Origin of the sequence: Burkholderia sp. Z1, from assembly GCF_014893795.1 — a bacterium.
Classification (GTDB): Bacteria; Pseudomonadota; Gammaproteobacteria; order Burkholderiales; family Burkholderiaceae; genus Burkholderia; species Burkholderia theae.
The window spans coordinates 1,690,976-1,707,924 of record NZ_JACFYL010000002.1 but is presented as its reverse complement, the minus strand read 5'-3'; the positions used below and the strand labels follow the sequence as shown (position 1 = coordinate 1,707,924).

At 67.1% G+C, this 16,949-nt stretch carries 16 protein-coding genes; 13 read left to right on the top strand and 3 right to left on the bottom strand.

Translation table 11 applies throughout. The features are described 5' to 3' along the window. Positions 1-93: 93 nt before the first annotated feature. From H3H55_RS24675 to H3H55_RS24650, 6 genes are all read left to right on the top strand, one after another. On the top strand, positions 94-1,479 hold the full coding sequence (locus H3H55_RS24675) for an amino acid permease (RefSeq protein WP_048244583.1): 1,386 nt from the start codon (positions 94-96) through the stop codon (positions 1,477-1,479). A 52-nt stretch (positions 1,480-1,531) separates the two neighbouring features. Further along, the gene (locus H3H55_RS24670; RefSeq protein ID WP_129514849.1) at positions 1,532-2,734 is read left to right on the top strand and encodes an amino acid aminotransferase; all 1,203 of its coding nucleotides are present in this window, start codon (positions 1,532-1,534) and stop codon (positions 2,732-2,734) included. A 154-nt stretch (positions 2,735-2,888) separates the two neighbouring features. After that, positions 2,889-3,287: a DUF488 domain-containing protein gene (locus H3H55_RS24665; protein ID WP_048244580.1), complete on the top strand. Its 399-nt coding sequence runs from the start codon at positions 2,889-2,891 to the stop codon at positions 3,285-3,287. Positions 3,288-3,398: 111 nt separating this feature from the next. Beyond that, positions 3,399-3,689, top strand: a complete 291-nt coding sequence (locus tag H3H55_RS24660) for a DUF1488 domain-containing protein (RefSeq protein WP_193100584.1) — start codon at positions 3,399-3,401, stop codon at positions 3,687-3,689. A 15-nt stretch (positions 3,690-3,704) separates the two neighbouring features. Further along, the gene (locus tag H3H55_RS24655) at positions 3,705-3,944 is read left to right on the top strand and encodes a hypothetical protein (RefSeq protein WP_048244577.1); all 240 of its coding nucleotides are present in this window, start codon (positions 3,705-3,707) and stop codon (positions 3,942-3,944) included. Positions 3,945-4,098: 154 nt separating this feature from the next. Continuing rightward, positions 4,099-4,449 (top strand): metal ABC transporter ATPase, encoded by a 351-nt coding sequence (locus H3H55_RS24650; RefSeq protein ID WP_193100583.1) that lies wholly within the window; start codon positions 4,099-4,101, stop codon positions 4,447-4,449. Between the two features lie 37 nt (positions 4,450-4,486). Here H3H55_RS24650 and H3H55_RS24645 read toward each other — a convergent pair whose 3' ends face one another. From H3H55_RS24645 to lhpI, 3 genes are all read right to left on the bottom strand, one after another. After that, entirely contained in the window at positions 4,487-5,266 is a 780-nt protein-coding gene (locus tag H3H55_RS24645; protein ID WP_129514852.1) for a helix-turn-helix domain-containing protein, read from the bottom strand. Positions 5,267-5,282: 16 nt separating this feature from the next. Further along, positions 5,283-5,687 (bottom strand): response regulator transcription factor, encoded by a 405-nt coding sequence (locus H3H55_RS24640; RefSeq protein ID WP_193100582.1) that lies wholly within the window; start codon positions 5,685-5,687, stop codon positions 5,283-5,285. 168 nt (positions 5,688-5,855) lie between these two features. After that, entirely contained in the window at positions 5,856-6,791 is a 936-nt protein-coding gene (gene lhpI / locus H3H55_RS24635; RefSeq protein WP_193100581.1) for a bifunctional Delta(1)-pyrroline-2-carboxylate/Delta(1)-piperideine-2-carboxylate reductase, read from the bottom strand. Positions 6,792-7,054: 263 nt separating this feature from the next. Here lhpI and H3H55_RS24630 point away from each other — a divergent pair, with 263 nt between their 5' ends. The 7 genes from H3H55_RS24630 to H3H55_RS24600 all read left to right on the top strand — a co-directional run bounded on the left by H3H55_RS24630 (position 7,055) and on the right by H3H55_RS24600 (position 16,942). After that, positions 7,055-7,792, top strand: a complete 738-nt coding sequence (locus tag H3H55_RS24630) for a FadR/GntR family transcriptional regulator (RefSeq protein WP_048244568.1) — start codon at positions 7,055-7,057, stop codon at positions 7,790-7,792. Between the two features lie 121 nt (positions 7,793-7,913). Next, positions 7,914-9,035, top strand: coding sequence for a branched-chain amino acid ABC transporter substrate-binding protein (locus H3H55_RS24625; protein WP_193100580.1), 1,122 nt, complete (start codon positions 7,914-7,916; stop codon positions 9,033-9,035). A gap of 61 nt (positions 9,036-9,096) precedes the next feature. Continuing rightward, a complete protein-coding gene (gene lhpH / locus H3H55_RS24620; RefSeq protein WP_193100579.1) occupies positions 9,097-10,104 on the top strand; it encodes a trans-3-hydroxy-L-proline dehydratase in 1,008 nt (335 codons plus the stop codon). A 195-nt stretch (positions 10,105-10,299) separates the two neighbouring features. Continuing rightward, positions 10,300-12,837, top strand: a complete 2,538-nt coding sequence (locus H3H55_RS24615; protein ID WP_413463991.1) for a penicillin-binding protein 1A — start codon at positions 10,300-10,302, stop codon at positions 12,835-12,837. Positions 12,838-12,916: 79 nt separating this feature from the next. Next, a complete protein-coding gene (locus H3H55_RS24610; protein WP_193100577.1) occupies positions 12,917-13,792 on the top strand; it encodes a PilZ domain-containing protein in 876 nt (291 codons plus the stop codon). Positions 13,793-14,016: 224 nt separating this feature from the next. Beyond that, positions 14,017-14,343, top strand: coding sequence for a DUF4148 domain-containing protein (locus tag H3H55_RS24605; RefSeq protein ID WP_193100576.1), 327 nt, complete (start codon positions 14,017-14,019; stop codon positions 14,341-14,343). A 226-nt stretch (positions 14,344-14,569) separates the two neighbouring features. Further along, positions 14,570-16,942: an RICIN domain-containing protein gene (locus H3H55_RS24600; protein WP_319022326.1), complete on the top strand. Its 2,373-nt coding sequence runs from the start codon at positions 14,570-14,572 to the stop codon at positions 16,940-16,942. Positions 16,943-16,949 lie beyond the last annotated feature (7 nt).

Sequence of the window (16,949 nt, the reverse complement as noted above, 5' to 3'; positions counted from 1 at the left end):
CTCCACGAACGGCCACCGACACAGTAAAACAGCGCCCGGCACACCGAGGCGCGCCGCACCGCTTCAGGCGGAGGCGGACAGAGTGGAGAAGACATGGTTTCTGGAAACGAGAGCGACGGCCTGAAGCGCGGGCTGAAGAACCGGCACATCCAGCTGATTGCGCTCGGCGGCGCGCTCGGCACGGGGCTGTTCCTCGGCATCGCGCAGACCATCAAGATGGCCGGCCCGTCCGTGCTGCTCGGTTATGCGGTGGCCGGCATCGTCGCGTTCTTCATCATGCGCCAGCTCGGCGAGATGGTCGTCGACGAGCCTGTCGCGGGTTCGTTCAGCTACTTCGCCAACAAGTACTTCGGCCACTTCACGGGCTTCCTGTCCGGCTGGAACTACTGGGTGCTGTACATCCTCGTCAGCATGGCCGAGCTGTCGGCCGTCGGGATCTACGTGCAGTACTGGTGGCCGGGCGTGCCGACCTGGGTGTCGGCGCTCGTGTTCTTCGGCGTCATCAACCTGATCAACCTGACCAGCGTGAAGTCGTACGGCGAGACCGAATTCTGGTTCTCGATCATCAAGGTCGCCGCGATCGTCGGGATGATCGGCTTCGGCGGCTGGCTGCTCGCGAGCGGCCATGCCGGGCCGGAAGCCAGCGTCAGGAACCTGTGGCAGCACGGCGGTTTCTTCCCGAACGGCGTGTCGGGCCTCGTGATGTCGATGGCCGCGATCATGTTCTCGTTCGGCGGGCTCGAACTCGTCGGCATCACGGCGGCCGAGGCCGACGATCCGAAGCGCAGCATCCCGCGCGCGACCAACCAGGTCATCTACCGCATCCTGATTTTCTACATCGGCGCGCTCGCCGTGCTGCTGTCGCTGTATCCGTGGGAGAAGGTCGTCAGCGGCGGCAGCCCGTTCGTGCTGATCTTCCATGCGCTGAGCAGCAACGTGGTCGCGAACGTGCTGAACGTCGTCGTGCTGACGGCCGCGCTGTCGGTCTACAACAGCGGCGTGTACTGCAACAGCCGGATGCTGTTCGGCCTCGCGCAGCAGGGCAACGCGCCGAAGGTGCTGTGCTCGGTAAACAAGCGCGGCATTCCGCTCGCCGCGCTCGGCGCGTCGGCGCTCGCGACCGGCCTGTGCGTGCTGGTCAACTACTTCATGCCGGGCAAGGCGTTCGAGGTGCTGATGGGCCTCGTCGTGTCGGCGCTGATCATCAACTGGGCGATGATCAGTCTGATCCACCTGAAGTTCCGCCAGGCCAAGCGTGCAGCCGGGGAGGAGACTTCCTTCCGCAGTCTGGGCTATCCTTTCACGAATTACCTGTGCCTGGCATTCATGGCCGGCATTCTCGTCGTGATGTACCTGACGCCGGATCTCCGCCTGTCGGTGTACCTGATCCCGGTATGGCTCGCGGTGCTCGCGATCGGGTATCGCTTCCGTCAGAAGAATGCAGGCTATGCGATGCGCGACGGCGCGTCTGCACGTTGACGCTGACGCAGGGCAGCCCCGACCATTCTTCCAAACGAGACAGACTCAAGCCATGTTCGAACACATCGACGCGTACCCGGGCGATCCGATCCTGACGCTCAACGAGAACTTCCAGAAAGATCCGCGCGACCAGAAGGTCAACCTGAGCATCGGGATCTATTTCGATGCCGAAGGCCGGATTCCGGTGATGGGCGCCGTGCGCGAGGCCGAAACCGCGCTGCAGCGCGAAAGCGGCCCGAAACCGTACCTGCCGATGGTCGGCCTGGCTGCGTATCGCGACGCCGTGCAGGCGCTCGTGTTCGGCGCCGATCACCCGGCCCGCGCGGCCGGCCGCATCGCGACCCTGCAGACGCTCGGCGGTTCGGGCGCGCTGAAGGTGGGTGCCGATTTCCTGAAGCGCTATTTCCCGGACGCGCAGGTGTGGCTCAGCGATCCGAGCTGGGAAAACCACCGCTTCATCTTCGAGCGCGCCGGCTTCACGGTGAACACGTATCCGTACTACGACGAGGCGACGGGCGGCCTGAAGTTCGACGCGATGCTCGCGGCGATCGACGCGCTGCCGGCGCGCAGCGTCGTGCTGCTGCACGCGTGCTGCCATAACCCGACCGGCGTCGACCTCGACGAAGGCCAGTGGGAGAAGCTGATCGACGTGATCGAGGCGCGCGGGCTGCTGCCGTTCGTCGACATGGCGTACCAGGGCTTCGGCGCGGGCCTCGACGCGGATGCGTTCGCGGTGCGCGAGCTGGCCCGCCGCGGCGTGCCGGCGCTCGTCGCGAACTCGTTCTCGAAGAACTTCTCGCTGTACGGCGAGCGCGTGGGCGGCCTGAGCGTCGTCTGCGAAGACGCGGCCGCGGCCGAGCGCGTGCTCGGCCAGCTGGCCGGCGCCGTGCGCTCGAACTACAGCAACCCGCAAACCTACGGCGCGAAGGTCGTGGCCGCCGTGCTCGGCACGCCCGCGCTGCGCAAGCAGTGGGAAGAGGAACTGTCGGCAATGTGCCGCCGCATCGCGCGGATGCGCCAGTCGATCCACGATGGCCTGCGCGACCACGTCAGCGGCGAAGCGCTCACGCGCTACGTGAAGCAGCGCGGGATGTTTACGTACACGGGCCTGACCGAATCGCAGGTCGACGCGCTGCGCGAAGTGCACGGTGTGTACATCCTGCGTTCGGGCCGGATGTGCGTGGCGGGCCTGAACGATTCGAACGTCGGCATCGTCGCGGACGCGATCGGCAAGGTGCTGAAAAGCGGCGTCTGAACGCGGCTCGCTGCGATGCAGGCCGAACCGGCTGTCTCCCTTCGTGGGGGCAGCCGGTTTTTTTATTGTGTGGCCGCTATGTGTGCCACCCGGCTGACGCGAGCGCGGGCGCGGGGGTACGATCACGGAATCGGACGCTAGACAGAGGGGCGACATGGGTATCCGGATCATCCAGCTCGGCACGCCGCGCGCGGCCGGCGAGGGCCTGCGGATCGGGACGGTGCGGCGGCCGCCGCGTGGCGTGCCGAAGGCGGAATTCGCGTCGCGCAACTACTATGATGTATGGCTGCCGACGCTGTCGCCGAGCCCCGAGCTCGTTGCCCAGGCGCAGGCGGCCGAAACCGACGCCGAATGGCGTGCGTTCAAGCGTCATTTCCGCGCGGAAATGGCGCATGGCGATCCGGCGAAGGTGCTGGACCTGCTGGCGGCGCTGTCGGCAACCACCGCGCTCTCGATCGGCTGCTACTGCGACGACGAAAACCATTGCCACCGCAGCGTGCTGCGCGAACTGCTCGCGGAGCGCGGCGCGGCGATCGAGCCCGGCGCGGGCTGACGCGGCGTTACACGGCCGCGCCGCGATCGTGCGGCGCAGCGAACCGGTTGATGTGGGTCAAGCGCGCGGTCGCGCGCGCCACTATGCTCTCGTCATGGAGTGATCACGACGATGACAGGCGGACAGATGCAGATTACCTTCCCGCCGGAACCGCCCGAATATTGCGCACGCGATCTGGTCGTTGCGTTTTCGGCGCTGGTCGACGGACGTTGCGTGCAGTGCGCGATCACGGCCGAGGCGCTGGAAGACCATTTCGGCGCACCGTCGCTGCTCGAACGCGACCTGCTGGCCGCGTTCGAAGGACACCGGTCGGCGATCGAGGCGATGGCGCGACGGATGCTCGAGGAAATCGGCGGCCGGCCGGTGCTGCTGCACAGCGGCCACTTCCGGCTCGAAGACTGATACGCAGGAGGGTGCATGTCACTGCAGGGCAACATTCACGAACGCGACTGGTCGGTCGAAGTCGAGACGCGCCCATGCGAATCGGGCGAATTCCGCTGCCGCGTGTCGGTCGAGCACGGCAGCGGCGCCGCGCGCTTTCATCATACTTTCGAGCACAGTCATGCGTATCCGACCGAGCGCGAAGCGATGATCGAAGGGCTGCGGGCCGGAATGACGTGGATCGAAATGAAGTCGTCGCAGGTATTCAACGTATGAACGGTCCCGCGCCGACACAGGCGCGGGCGGATACTCGGCCAGGCAGCGAACGAAGAATTCGCGCCACGCCACGGGAAACGCGTGCCGCCGCATGTCAGTGCGGGCGGCACATGCAAGGCGGTCGACGAGCGGGCGGCCTGTCAGGAGATACGACATGGGCGTGGGCATGCAGATTGCCTGCCGAGGATTCGCGGGCGCCGCCGCGATCGAAGCCGAAGCCGGCGCGCAGCTGGTGCGGCTCGAACGGTTCCGCGCGCTGATCGACGGCTGCCACCTCGCGATCGAATCGCGCGGCGCGGCCGATGGTGTACGCACGTTCGACGTGCGGCTCGAACTGGTGATGCACGACGCGGCGCTCAGGCCGCTGCCGCCGTGCGTCGGCGACGATGTGGACGACGCGCTGCGCCGCGCATTCACGCAGGCCGAACAGGCGCTGATCGCGTGGCAGGCGGGCGATGAAAGCGTGGCGCTGCGCGACGCGGCGACCGGGGAAACGGCACGGTGACGCATGGCGCGTCGCGCGGGCGGCGCTGCGCCGTGCGTCAGACCCGTGCGAGCGCTTGCACGTCGATGATGCGCACGCGCTTGCCGCGCGTTTCGACCAGCGCGTCGCGATGGAACCGCGAGAACATCCGGCTGACGGTCTCGAGCTTCATCCCGAGATAACAACCGATTTCCTCGCGCGTCATCCGCAGGTTGAATTCCGTCGCCGAATAACCGCGCGCCTCGAAACGCGAAGAAAGATTCAGCAGGAAATGCGCGACCCGTTGCTCGGCCGACATCGTGCCCAGCAGCAGCATCTGGCTCGATTCGCGGACGATCTCGCTGCTCAGCATCTGGTAGAGGAAGTGCTGCATCGGCTTCATCTCGCGGCACGCCGTTTCGAGCGCGCCGAACGGGATGATGCACACGACGCTGTCTTCCAGCGCGATCGCGTCGCAGCAGTGCTGGCCACCGCCGATGCCGTCCATCCCGAGCGTTTCGCCGGCGATCTGGAAGCCCGTCACGTGCTCGCGGCCGTCGCGATGCATCATCACCGTCTTGAACGAACCCGCACGCACCGCATAGATGCTCTGGAACGGATCGTCGGTGCGGAACAGCGCGTCGCCCTGGCGAACCTGCCGCGTCGTGCAGATGATCGCGTCGAGCCGGCCGAAATCGGCCGCCGTCAGGTGCGGCGGCAGGCACATCGAGCGCATCGCGCAGACCGAGCAGCGCGCGGCGGGATGTTTGGCGGCGTCGGCGCGCGCGACCGCGCGAAGCGGAATCATCGGGCGGGGCGCGACGGGTACGTCGGCGGCGCAGGCGGTGGCGGTGGACATGAGTCGCTCCGGCTCGTCAGGGGTGGTGCGCGCGAGCGTGCACCAGGGATTCGATGACACGGCATGCGGCGTCGAATTCGACGGTCTTGTCGAAGAAGTAGTCGGCTCCCGCCGTCGCGCATGCCTCTCTGAATGCCGGTGCCGAGTGATTCGTCAGCACGATCGTGACGACGCGCGGCGCGGCCTTCGACAGCATCCCGATCAGGTCGAGACCGCTGCCGTCCGCGAGCCGCAGGTCGACGATCACCACGTCGGCGTGACTGCTGCGTATATGCGTCCACGCGTCCTGGCCGTCTTCCGCTTCACCCACGACGGCAACGCCGCGGATCGCGCCGACGAGCAGCGCGATCCGCTGCCGGACGGCGACGGCGTGATCGACGAGAAACACCCTGAGCGCGGCGGGTGACAGGCTGGCATTCATGCCGGCAGTATCGTGTTGCGCCGCGAAAAATGAAATCGGCCGAATTGGAAGTTTGTGTAGGCCGCTTCGACGCGTTGTAGGGCGTTTCCTACAACGCGTACGGGAAACCGCCAGAGCGGCTCCGATGTTGCGATGCCGCAAGCGCGGCCGGCGGGCTACGCCGCCGGGTCAGCCGGCCTGGCGCGCGTCCAGTGCATCGCGCGCCGTGCGGCACGCAGCCAGATCCCACGCGGCGCAGCCGACGCTCTTGAACAGCAGCGGCCCACCGCGAGTGAACGTGCCGTTCAGCACGTCGGCGAGCGACGCGACATCCTGCCAGTCGACCTGCGCGACGATCAGGTCGCCGGCCTCGTGGCGCGCGCCGGCCGGATCGTCGACGACGAGCCGGCTGCCGCGCACCGTGTTCGCGTCGATCTCGGCCGCGTCCGCGGTGAACGCGCCGACGCCGACCACGAGCCGGCCTTCGCGCGCGGCTTCGCGGTAGACGGGCGTGCGGCTCGTCGTCAGCGTGACGACGACATCGATCGCATCGGGAATCGCATCGCCGTCGAGCGGCACGAGCCGCGGCGCCTGCGCGCGGTGTGCGGCGCAGAACGCGGCCGCGCTGTCGGCGGTCGTGCCGCGCACGTGAAGGCGCGCTTCGGGAAAGATCGCCGCGAGCGCTTCAGCGTGATTGGCCGCCTGCTTGCCGGTGCCGATCAGCAGGATGTCGTGCGGCGCGGCGCCATGCAGCGCGTCGATGCCGAGCGCGGTGATGGCCGCCGTGCGGCGGCCGGTGACCGTCGGGCCGTCGAGCGCGAAGCGCATCTCGCCCGTGGTCGCGTCGTACGCGGTCACCTGACCGAGGATCGTCGGCAGCCCGCGCGCGCCGTTGCCGGGGCACACGTTCACGAGCTTGTGGGACGCGAGGTCATGTGCGCTCGACGGCATCGACAGCATCACGCCGCCAGCCTGCAGCGGCACGACCAGGCGTTCGGGGCTGACGATCTCGCCCGCCGCGTACTCGGCGACGGCCTGCCTGAGCGTGGCCAACAGTGCCGGGTAGTCGAGCAGCGCGGCCGTGTCGGCCGCATCGAAAACGGGAATCGGGGAAAGGGCGGTCATCGTGTACGTCGTATGCGTCGGTGAGCGTGGACGACGGGCGCATGCCGCGCCCGCCACGGAGCTGCCGGATACCGCGACACAGGGCAGTGTGGATCGAATCTATACCACTTGCTGGCGCACCCGCAAGCCAGAAAATAAAGCATCGCGCCGCTTTTGGTTCTAATATCTGTCCAGAAGGGTCGCATGGCATCGGTACCGGTGCTGCTCCGGTATAGTGCGAACCCATTCCAAATCCACGCCCGCGACCGGGCAGGAGCCACACGATGATGTCCGCGCGTCCCGAATCACTCGAAGGCGGTTTCAGGCCGCTGCAGATCTACGAGCAGGTTGCCGAGAAGATCCGCGACGAGATCCGTGCGGGACGCTATGCCGCCGATTCGCGGTTGCCGTCCGAGCGCGAGCTCGCGGGGCTGTTCCAGGTCGGCCGGCCGGCCGTGCGCGAAGCGCTCGGCGCGCTGCAGAACGAAGGGCTCGTTTACACGAAGCGCAATTCGGGCACGTATGTCGTCGCGTCGCCGCTCGACGTGCTCGCGCAGCGCGGCGACATGCACGCGGCGTCCGAGGCCGACTTCAGCCCGACGTCGACGCTCGACGTGCGGCTGATCCTGGAGCCCGCGATCGCGCGCCTCGCGGCCACGCACGGGCGGGCCGACCCTGGGGCCGAGCGTTATCTGGCTCAGATGGAAACCATCACCGACGTCGACGATCCGCACCAGCGCGCGCTGTGGAACGAGAGCGACCGGTTGTTCCACAGGCAGCTCGCGCTGATGACCGGCGACGCGCTGATCGTGAAGATTGCGGACGAAGTCGCGAAGACGATGGACCAGCCGCTCTGGAAGCGGCTGAAGGACGACGGCATCTACGACGCTGGCCGGATCCGGCTCTACGTGTCCGAACACCGGCTGATCTACGAGGCGATCGTGTCCGGCGACGCCGATGCGGCCGCGTTCTATGTCGAGCAGCACATCCGCCGCGTGCGGCGCGACATCACGCCGAAGTGACGCACGTGCCTTCGTTCTGGTATGAAATATGACCAAATATACGAAAAATATTTTGATATTGCTTGCGATGTGACCACGCATGTCCTACATTGGTTTCACACAAAACCAATCAGGAGACATCATGCGACACTTCATTACCGCGCTCTCGGTGGCTGTCGCCGCCGGTGCGCTGACTTCCGCGCACGCGCAGGAAGTCGTGATGATCGGCCATTCGGCGCCGCTGACCGGCCCGCAGGCCGCAAACGGCAAGGACAATGAAAACGGCGCGCGACTCGCCGTCGATGAGCTCAACAAGGCCGGCGTGAAGGTCGCCGGCAAGACCGTCACGTTCAAACTGGTATCCGACGACGACCAGGCCGACCCGAAGGCGGGCGTGCAGGTCGCGCAGAACCTCGTCGACAAGGGCGTCGTCGCGGTGCTCGGGCCGTACAACTCGGGCGTCGCGATCCCGGCGTCGCGCGTGTATTCGACTGCCGGCGTGCCGATGCTGCCGGTTGCGTCGAATCCGGCGCTCACGAAGCAGGGCTTCAAGAACATCTTCCGGATCGGCGCGAGCGACGAGCAGCTCGGCGGCACGATGGGCACCTTCGCCGCGAAGACGCTGAACGCGAAAACCGCCGCCGTCATCGACGATCGCACCGCGTACGGGCAGGGCGTCGCCGAGCAGTTCATGAGCGTCGCGAAGGCGAACGGGATCAAGATCGTCGACCAGGAATACACGAGTTCGTCGGCCACCGATTTCCTCGGCATTCTCACCAAGATCAAGGCCAGCAACCCCGACGTGATCTTCTTCGGCGGCTATGCGGCGCAGGGCGCGCCGATGGCCAAGCAGATGAAGCAGCGCGGGCTGCGCGCGAAGCTGCTCGGCGGCGACGGCATCTGCTCGGCGGACATGGGCAAGGTCGCGGGCGAAGCGGCATCGATCGTCTACTGCGCGCAGGGCGGCGTCGCGCTCGAGAAAACGGCGGCCGGGCGTGAATTCCTGAAGAAGTACCACGACACCTATCACACGGATACGCAGGTCTACGGCGTCAACTACTACGACGGCATGAAGCTGCTCGCCGACGCGATGGTCAAGGCCGGCACGACCACCGACAAGGCGAAGCTGACCGCGCAACTCGCGAAGTCGAACTATGCGGGTGTCGCGGGCACCTATTCGTTCGACGCGAACGGCGACCTGAAGGGCGCGCCGACGACCGTCTACGTGATCCGCAACGGCCTGCCGGAACCGTACGCGAAATAACCGGCCTGCCACCGGACGGCGGTCGGACCGCCGTCCTTCGTTTCCACGTATTCGATCGACCATGAAAATTTCCCGATCCCTTTCCACCGTCGAAGTCCATACGGGCGGCGAAGCGTTCCGCATCGTCACGAGCGGGCTGCCGCGCCTGCCGGGCGACACGATCGTCCAGCGCCGCGCGTGGCTCAAGGAGAACGCCGACGAGATTCGCCGCGCGCTGATGTTCGAACCGCGCGGCCACGCCGACATGTACGGCGGCTACCTGACCGAACCCGTGTCGGCGAACGCCGATTTCGGCGTGATCTTCGTGCACAACGAAGGCTACAGCGACCACTGCGGGCACGGCGTGATCGCGCTGTCGACCGCCGCGGTCGAGCTCGGCTGGGTGCAGCGCACGGTACCGGAAACGCGGGTCGGCATCGACGCGCCGTGCGGCTTCATCGAGGCCTTCGTCAAGTGGGACGGCGAACATGCGGGGCCCGTGCGCTTCGTCAACGTGCCGTCGTTCATCTGGCGGCGCGACGTGTCGGTCGACACGCCGTCGTTCGGCACCGTGACCGGCGACATCGCATATGGCGGCGCGTTCTACTTCTATGTCGACGGCGCGCCGTTCGACCTGCCGGTGCGCGAGTCGGCGGTGGAACGGCTGATTCGCTTCGGCGCGGAAGTGAAGGCCGCGGCGAACGCGAAGTACCCGGTCGTGCATCCGGAGATTCCGGAAATCAACCATATCTACGGCACGATCATCGCGAACGCGCCGCGTCATCCGGGCTCGACGCAGGCGAATTGCTGCGTGTTCGCGGATCGCGAGGTCGACCGCTCGCCGACGGGCTCCGGCACCGGCGGCCGCGTCGCGCAGCTGTACCAGCGCGGGCTGCTCGCGGCCGGCGATACGCTCGTCAACGAATCGATCGTCGGCACGGTCTTCAAGGGGCGCGTGCTGCGCGAAACGACGGTCGGCGACATCCCGGCCGTGATCCCGGAAGTGGAGGGCAGCGCGCATATCTGCGGGTTCGCGAACTGGATCGTCGACGAACGCGATCCGCTGACCTACGGTTTTCTCGTGCGCTGAGCATCGGCGCCGATCGGCCGCCGTCGCGCGGCTTCCCGGTTGTTGTACCAGGTTTGGCGCGTCGTTCCCGTTGCGGGGCACGCGCCTTTTTTGCGTGTGGACCGCCGCAAAGCGGCCACCGGCCGGCGGGCCGCGCGAGTTTTGGTACGATGCACCCTTTTCAGCCGAGCCCCCACCCGCGTGAATCGCCGAAACGTGTCGTCAGTGCGTGACTTCTGTGCCAGATGGGTCGCGCGCGCCCAACCCGTCGCGGTTGCCACCGCCGCGAGGGTCAAGCCTCTCGCCGCCACCGCGTGGCACCATCTCCGTCATCCGACGCGCCGCGGCGTGCTGCTCACGGCCGCCGCCGTGCCGTCGCTGTTCGCGCTGTACGTGGTGGTGCTCATCCCGTTCACGCCGGGCATCGGCGACATCCGCAAGGCACGCGTCGACCAGCCCGCGCAGGTGCTGTCCGCCGACGGCAAGCTGCTGGCCGAATTCAAGCCGTCGAACCGCGAGTGGGTGCCGCTCAAGCAGATCTCGCCGCACATGGTCGACGCGCTGATCGCGACCGAGGATCATCGCTTCTACGAGCATCACGGCCTCGACTGGAAGCGCACGGCGTCGGCCGCGCTGCATACGTTCTCGGGCGATCGCCAGGGCGGTTCGACGATCACGCAGCAGCTCGCGCGCAACCTGTATCCGGACGAGATCGGCCGTGCGCCGACGCTCACGCGCAAGGTGAAGGAGGCGATCACCGCGCTGAAGATCGAGGCGGTCTACAGCAAGGACCAGATCCTCGAGACCTACCTGAACACGGTGCCGTTCCTGTACAACGCGTACGGCGTCGAGATGGCTGCGCGCACCTATTTCGACAAGTCGGCCGACGAGCTCGACGTGCTCGACAGCGCGACGCTCGTCGGCATGCTGAAGGGCAACAGCTACTACAACCCGGTGCTGAATCCCGAGCGCGCGCTGCAGCGGCGCAACACGGTGCTCGGCCAGATGGTGAAGTACGGCAAGCTGTCGCCCGCCCAGTTCGCGCAACTGCAGCGCCGGCCGCTGCGCATCGATTTCGAGCGCCAGAAGGAGCCGCCGGGGCCCGCGCCGCATTTCGCGCAGCAGTTGCGCAAGTGGCTGATCGCGTGGGCCGACCGCAACGACTACAACATCTATTCGGACGGGTTGATCGTGCGCACGACGATCGACTCGCGGCTGCAGCAGATGGCGACGCAGGCGCTCACGCTGCAGGGCAATCAGCTGCAGGGCATCGCGAACAACGCGTGGAGCGGCCGCGACGGCTGCGGCACCGACAACGAGGTGTTCCGCACCTTCATGCGCGAGTCGCCCGAGTACAAGGCCGCGCAGGACGCCGGCAAGGACGACGCGGCCGCGATGAAGCTGCTCGCGGCCGACCGCGGCTTCTTGCGCGCACTGTGCAAGACGAAGACCGACGTGCAGGCCGGCTTCCTCGCGATCGATCCGCGCGACGGGCAGATCCGCGCATGGGTGGGCAGCCGCGACTTTACCAGCGAGCCGTTCGATCACGTCGCACAGGCGCGCCGCCAGCCGGGCTCGACGTTCAAGCCGTTCGTCTATGGTGTCGCGTTCGCGAACGGGATGAAACCGGACGACACGTTCATCGACCAGCCGGTCGAGATCCCGTTGAAGGGCGGCGAGATCTGGCGGCCGAACGACGACGTGCCGCCGACCGGCAAGCCGATGACGCTACGCGACGCGGTCGCGCTGTCGCGCAACCGGATCACCGCGCAGGTGATGGAGAAGGTCGGGCCCGCGGCCGTTGCGCGGCTCGCACGCGACATGGGCGTGCGGGAAAGCCCGCTCGAACGCGTGCCGTCGCTCGCGCTCGGCACGAGCCCGGTCACGCTGAAGGAAATGGTCGCGTCGTACGCAACGATCGCGAACGGCGGGCTGTATGTCGAACCGCAGATGGTGACTCGCATCGAGAACCGCCAGGGCGACGTGCTCGCCGAATACGCGCCGGCGCCGCCCGAGCGCGCGCTCGACGCCGAAACCGACAAGGTGCTGCTCGGCGTGATGCGCGATGTCGTGACCCGCGGCACGGGCGGCAGCATCCGCACGCGCTTCGGGATCCGTGGCGACGTGGCCGGCAAGACGGGCACGACGCAGGACAACGCGGACGGCTGGTTCATCCTGATGCAGCCCGGCCTCGTCGCGGGTGCATGGGTTGGGTTCGACGACGGCCGCGTGACGCTGCGCAGCGATTACTGGGGGCAGGGCGCGCACAGCGCGCTGCCGATCGTCGGCGATTTCTTCCAGCGCGCGCAGCGCGCCCGGATCGTCGACACCAAGGCGAAATTCGATACCGAACCGTCGCCCGGCTGGTTCGCATCGCTGCGCGAGCGCGTGACCGACCTGTTCGATACGTGGTTCAGGCCCGAGCCGCAGAAGGCACCCGCATCCGTCAGGACGCAGCGTATCGAGCGCCCGCCCGAGGCCGACGAAAGCGAGGCATCGGGCGCGTCGGCGGCATCGGCGCCCGAAGCGGCGTCCGGCGGCATCGTCGAGGAATGGATACCGGCGTCCGAAGTGGCCGCATCGGCCGCCGCGCTGTCGGCCGGCGCATCGCAACAGGAGCCCGCGCAGCCGCCGGCGGGTGCCAGTACGACGAACGGGGGCAGCGCACCAACCGCAGCCCCTTCGGCCACGCCGGCCCAGCCGCCTGCGCCGGTCGCGCCCGACGCGACTGGCCCGACCGGCGCTTCGCAGTAACGGAGCCGTTCAGATTTCGCGCGATGCTGCCGTAATCAAGTTGTCACGACAGATCGCGCGGTCGCTCCGCGCCTTTCCGATGCGACTTCCCACCGACTACGTCGCGCTCGCGCGTGACGATCTCGCTGCCGGCGTCCCGCTCGGCTTCGATCTCTACGATGCCGACGGCGCCGCGCTGCTGCCGATCGGCACGATCCTGCGCGATCCCGCGCAGCATGCTTTCCTGTTCGATCATTTCCGGCCCGTGCGCCGGCGCGATGCCACCGACACCGATCCGCCCGTGCATGGCGAAGTGCCGCCGGCCACGCGCATGGGGTTGTCGGCAGGCGCCGCGATCGGCATCCGCCGCCGGGTCGGCACGACCCGCGCGCTGCAGCGCTGCCGGCTGATCGGCGTCGCGGCATCGGGCGCGCTGTTCGTCGAGCCGCTGCCGGCGGCCGTGCTCGAATTCGCGCGCGGCGACGACGTCGAGGCGGTGGCGATCGGCCGGGCCGCGGTGTCCCGCTTCGGCGCGACGGTCGAATCGGTGCAGGCGTCGGGCGCCACGCGCTTCATGATCCTGTCGCCGCCCGGCTTCGTCGACCGGTTGCGCACACGCGCGGAGCCGCGCGTGCCGGTACGGATCGCGGCTTGCTGCACGGGAGGCGCCGACGGGGAGGACGCCATCGGATTGGTGCACGACATCAGCCTGAGCGGGCTGTCGATTGCCGTCGACCGGACGATCGCCGCAACCGGCGAGCCGATACGCGTGCTGCTTCCGTACGCGATGGACGACCGCGTCGAGCAGCTGGCACTCGACGGCACCGTGCGGGCCGTACATGCGGACCCGGCCGCGCCGGCGCTGACGCTTCATCACGCGGCGTTGGGCGAAACCGGCGCAGACAACCTGATCCGTCTCAAGGCGCTGCTGTTCGACAGGTTGATGGCGTCGACGCACACCGATCACCCGCGCTGACGCGTGGTGGGGGCACGCCGGATGCCGTATCGCGACATTCAGTGCATGAATACCGACAATCATCTGATGAATGGATCTATTCCGCTGGAATTGTACGATTTCCGTCAACAGTGAATTTGCGATTTAAGTATTTACCCTGATAGTCGCGCCTCCTAGACTTCTACTCATGCGCAACGACTCCGAGTCCGAAGCGCCTGATAAAACAATCCTGGAGGTAACGCATCATGAAATCGCTGATCAAGGCAGTTGCACTGGCCGCCCTGGTGGCCGCACCGGTCGTCTCGTTCGCCCAATCGAACCAGCAGCCGCTGACCCGCGCGCAAGTGCGCGCCGAACTGGTCCAGCTCGAAAAGGCTGGCTACAACCCGAACGACTGGATGAACTATCCGGAAAACATCCAGGCCGCACAGGCAAAGATCGCCGCCGCGCAGACCGGCGCGCAAGCTGACGCAACGGGCTACGGCGCGAACGCCGCCGCGACGTCGCAATCGGGTCAGCGCGTGGTCGTGCCGGCCGCAACCGATCGTTCTTCGGTGTTCTTCGGCCACTAAGCCGGTGGCCGGATAGCGGCCTTCGGGGCCGCGGCCAAAGTAGTATCGAAAAGCCCGCACTCGTCACGAGTGCGGGTTTTTTTGCGTCGTCTCCATTGAGTGGCCCACCGTACATCCCGATCCAGGAATTCGACGTTTTAATACGACCGGAAATTAAAACGGGACCACGGGGGGGATCATGCAAGTGTCTGGGCTTGCCTGGCGACAGGCGTTTTTGTGCGTGTGCATGTCGATTTTCGTTGCGTGGCTGCCGTCGAGCGCCGCGGCGGCCGTCACGGCGTCTTATTCCGACATCGTGTCGGCGGACAGCGGGCAGTGCGTCGCGATCGCAGGCAACTCGGCCGCCTCCGGCGCGGGCGTCGTGCAGGTCTCGTGCGCGGGACAGGGCAACACGACGTGGTCGTTCGTGCCTGTCGGCGCGAATTATCACATCGTGTTGCAGGGCAGCGGCCTGTGCCTGAACGTGCCGGGCGGCTCGCGTGCCAGCGGCACGCCGCTTATCCAGTATTCGTGCCAGGGCGACACCCTGACCAACGACCAGTGGACCATCACGGCCGTTGGCGCAAGCTACCGGATCGTGTCGGTCTCGAGCGGCATGTGCCTGAACGTCAACGGCGGCTCGCGCGCATCGGGCGCACAGTTGATCCAGTATCCGTGCCAGGGCGCGACCGCGCTGAACGACCAGTTCAACCTGTATCTGCCGGTCGCCGCATTCTCCAACATCGTGTCCGCGAGCAGCGGTCGTTGTCTGACGATCAGCGGCAATTCGACCAATGCGGGCACCGCGATCGTGCAGGGCGCGTGCTCGACCCAGAGCAACGCGGGCTGGTCGCTGCTGCCGGCCGGCAGTGGCTATCACGTCGTGTCCCAGCGCACCGGTCAGTGCCTGAACGTGTCGGGCGGCACGGGAGGGAGCGGCACGCCATTGATCCAGTATCCGTGCCAAAGCGATGCGCAAACGAACGACCAGTGGACCGTCGCTGCCGCGTCAGGCTCGAACTACCGGCTGGTGTCGGTCGCGAGCGGCATGTGTGCGAACGTGAGCGGCGGCGCGCTCACGGACGGCGCGGCGCTGGTCCAGTACCCGTGCCAGGGCGCGACCGCGCTGAACGACCAGTTCACGCTTGGCCTGCCGCAGAGCTTCCCGGTTACGCTGCCTTCGGCGTGGAGTCCCGTCATCCCGCTGCCGGTCAATCCGATCGGCATTGCGAACGTGCCGAACGGCAAGCTCGTGATGTGGTCGGCGGACCAGACCTTCAGCTTCCAGAACGACGTCGGCAACACGGCTACGCAGACGCAGACAGCGCTGTTCGACCCCGCGACGAACCGGGCGACGCAATTCCTGGAGACGTCCGCGGGCTCTGACATGTTCTGCCCGGGCACGGCGATGCTGTCCGACGGCAGGTTGCTCGTGAACGGCGGCGACAGCAGTCCGAAGACGACGCTGTACGACTGGAACAGCAACACGTGGAGTGCGTCGGCGACGATGAACATTCCGCGCGGCTATCAGGGCGACACACTGCTGTCGAATGGCTCGGTGCTGACGCTTGGCGGCTCATGGAGCGGCGGCCAGGGTGGCAAGAGCGCGGAAGTCTGGAACGGCGCCAACTGGACGGTGCTGTCCGGCGTGCCGGAAACCGGCATCGTGGGCCCGGATCCGCAAGGCATCTATCGGGGCGACAACCACCTGTGGCTGTTCGCGCAGAGCAACGGCAGCGTGTTCCACGCCGGCCCGAGTGCGCAGATGAACTGGATCTCGACCAGCGGCAGCGGCACGATCCAGTCCGCCGGCACGCGCGGCGCCGATCCCTACAGCATCAACGGCACGGCGTCGCTCTATGACATCGGCAAGATTCTGAAGACCGGTGGCGCGAAGTCGTACCAGCAGAACGGCAGCGCGTCGAGTTATGCATCGAATGCGGTCTACCAGATCGACATCACGCGCGGACCGAACCAGCCGGTCACGGTGCAACGCCTGAACGGGATGACCTACCAGCGCGCGTTCGCGAACAGCGTCATTCTGCCGGACGGCAGCATCGTGATGATCGGCGGCCAGAGCCTGCCGATGCCGTTCACCGACACGACGGCGATCATGGTTCCGGAGATCTGGAACCCGAAGACCCAGCGCTTCAATCTGCTGAAGCCGATGCAGACGCCACGCACCTATCACAGCACGGCGATCCTGCTGCCGGACGGCCGCGTGTTCGCGGGCGGCGGCGGGCAGTGCGGCACCGGTTGCGTGAACAATCACCTGAACGCGGAGATCCTCACGCCGCCCTACCTGCTCAATGCCGATGGCTCGCCGGCCGCGCGCCCCGCAATCGCGAGCGCGCCTTCGGCGGCGAGTCGCGGCGCATCGATCGAGGTCGCGACGCGCGGTCCGGTCGCGTCATTCGTGCTGATGCGCCTGTCGTCGGTGACGCACACGACGAACAACGATCAGCGCCGCATTCCACTGGCCATCGTCAATGCGAGCGGGACATCGTACCGGCTCGCGATCCCGTCGGATGCCGGCGTGGTGCTGCCCGGCTATTACATGCTGTTCGCGCTAGACGCGAACGGCGTGCCGAGCGTGTCGACGTCGTTGCAGATCTCGTGACGCCGCA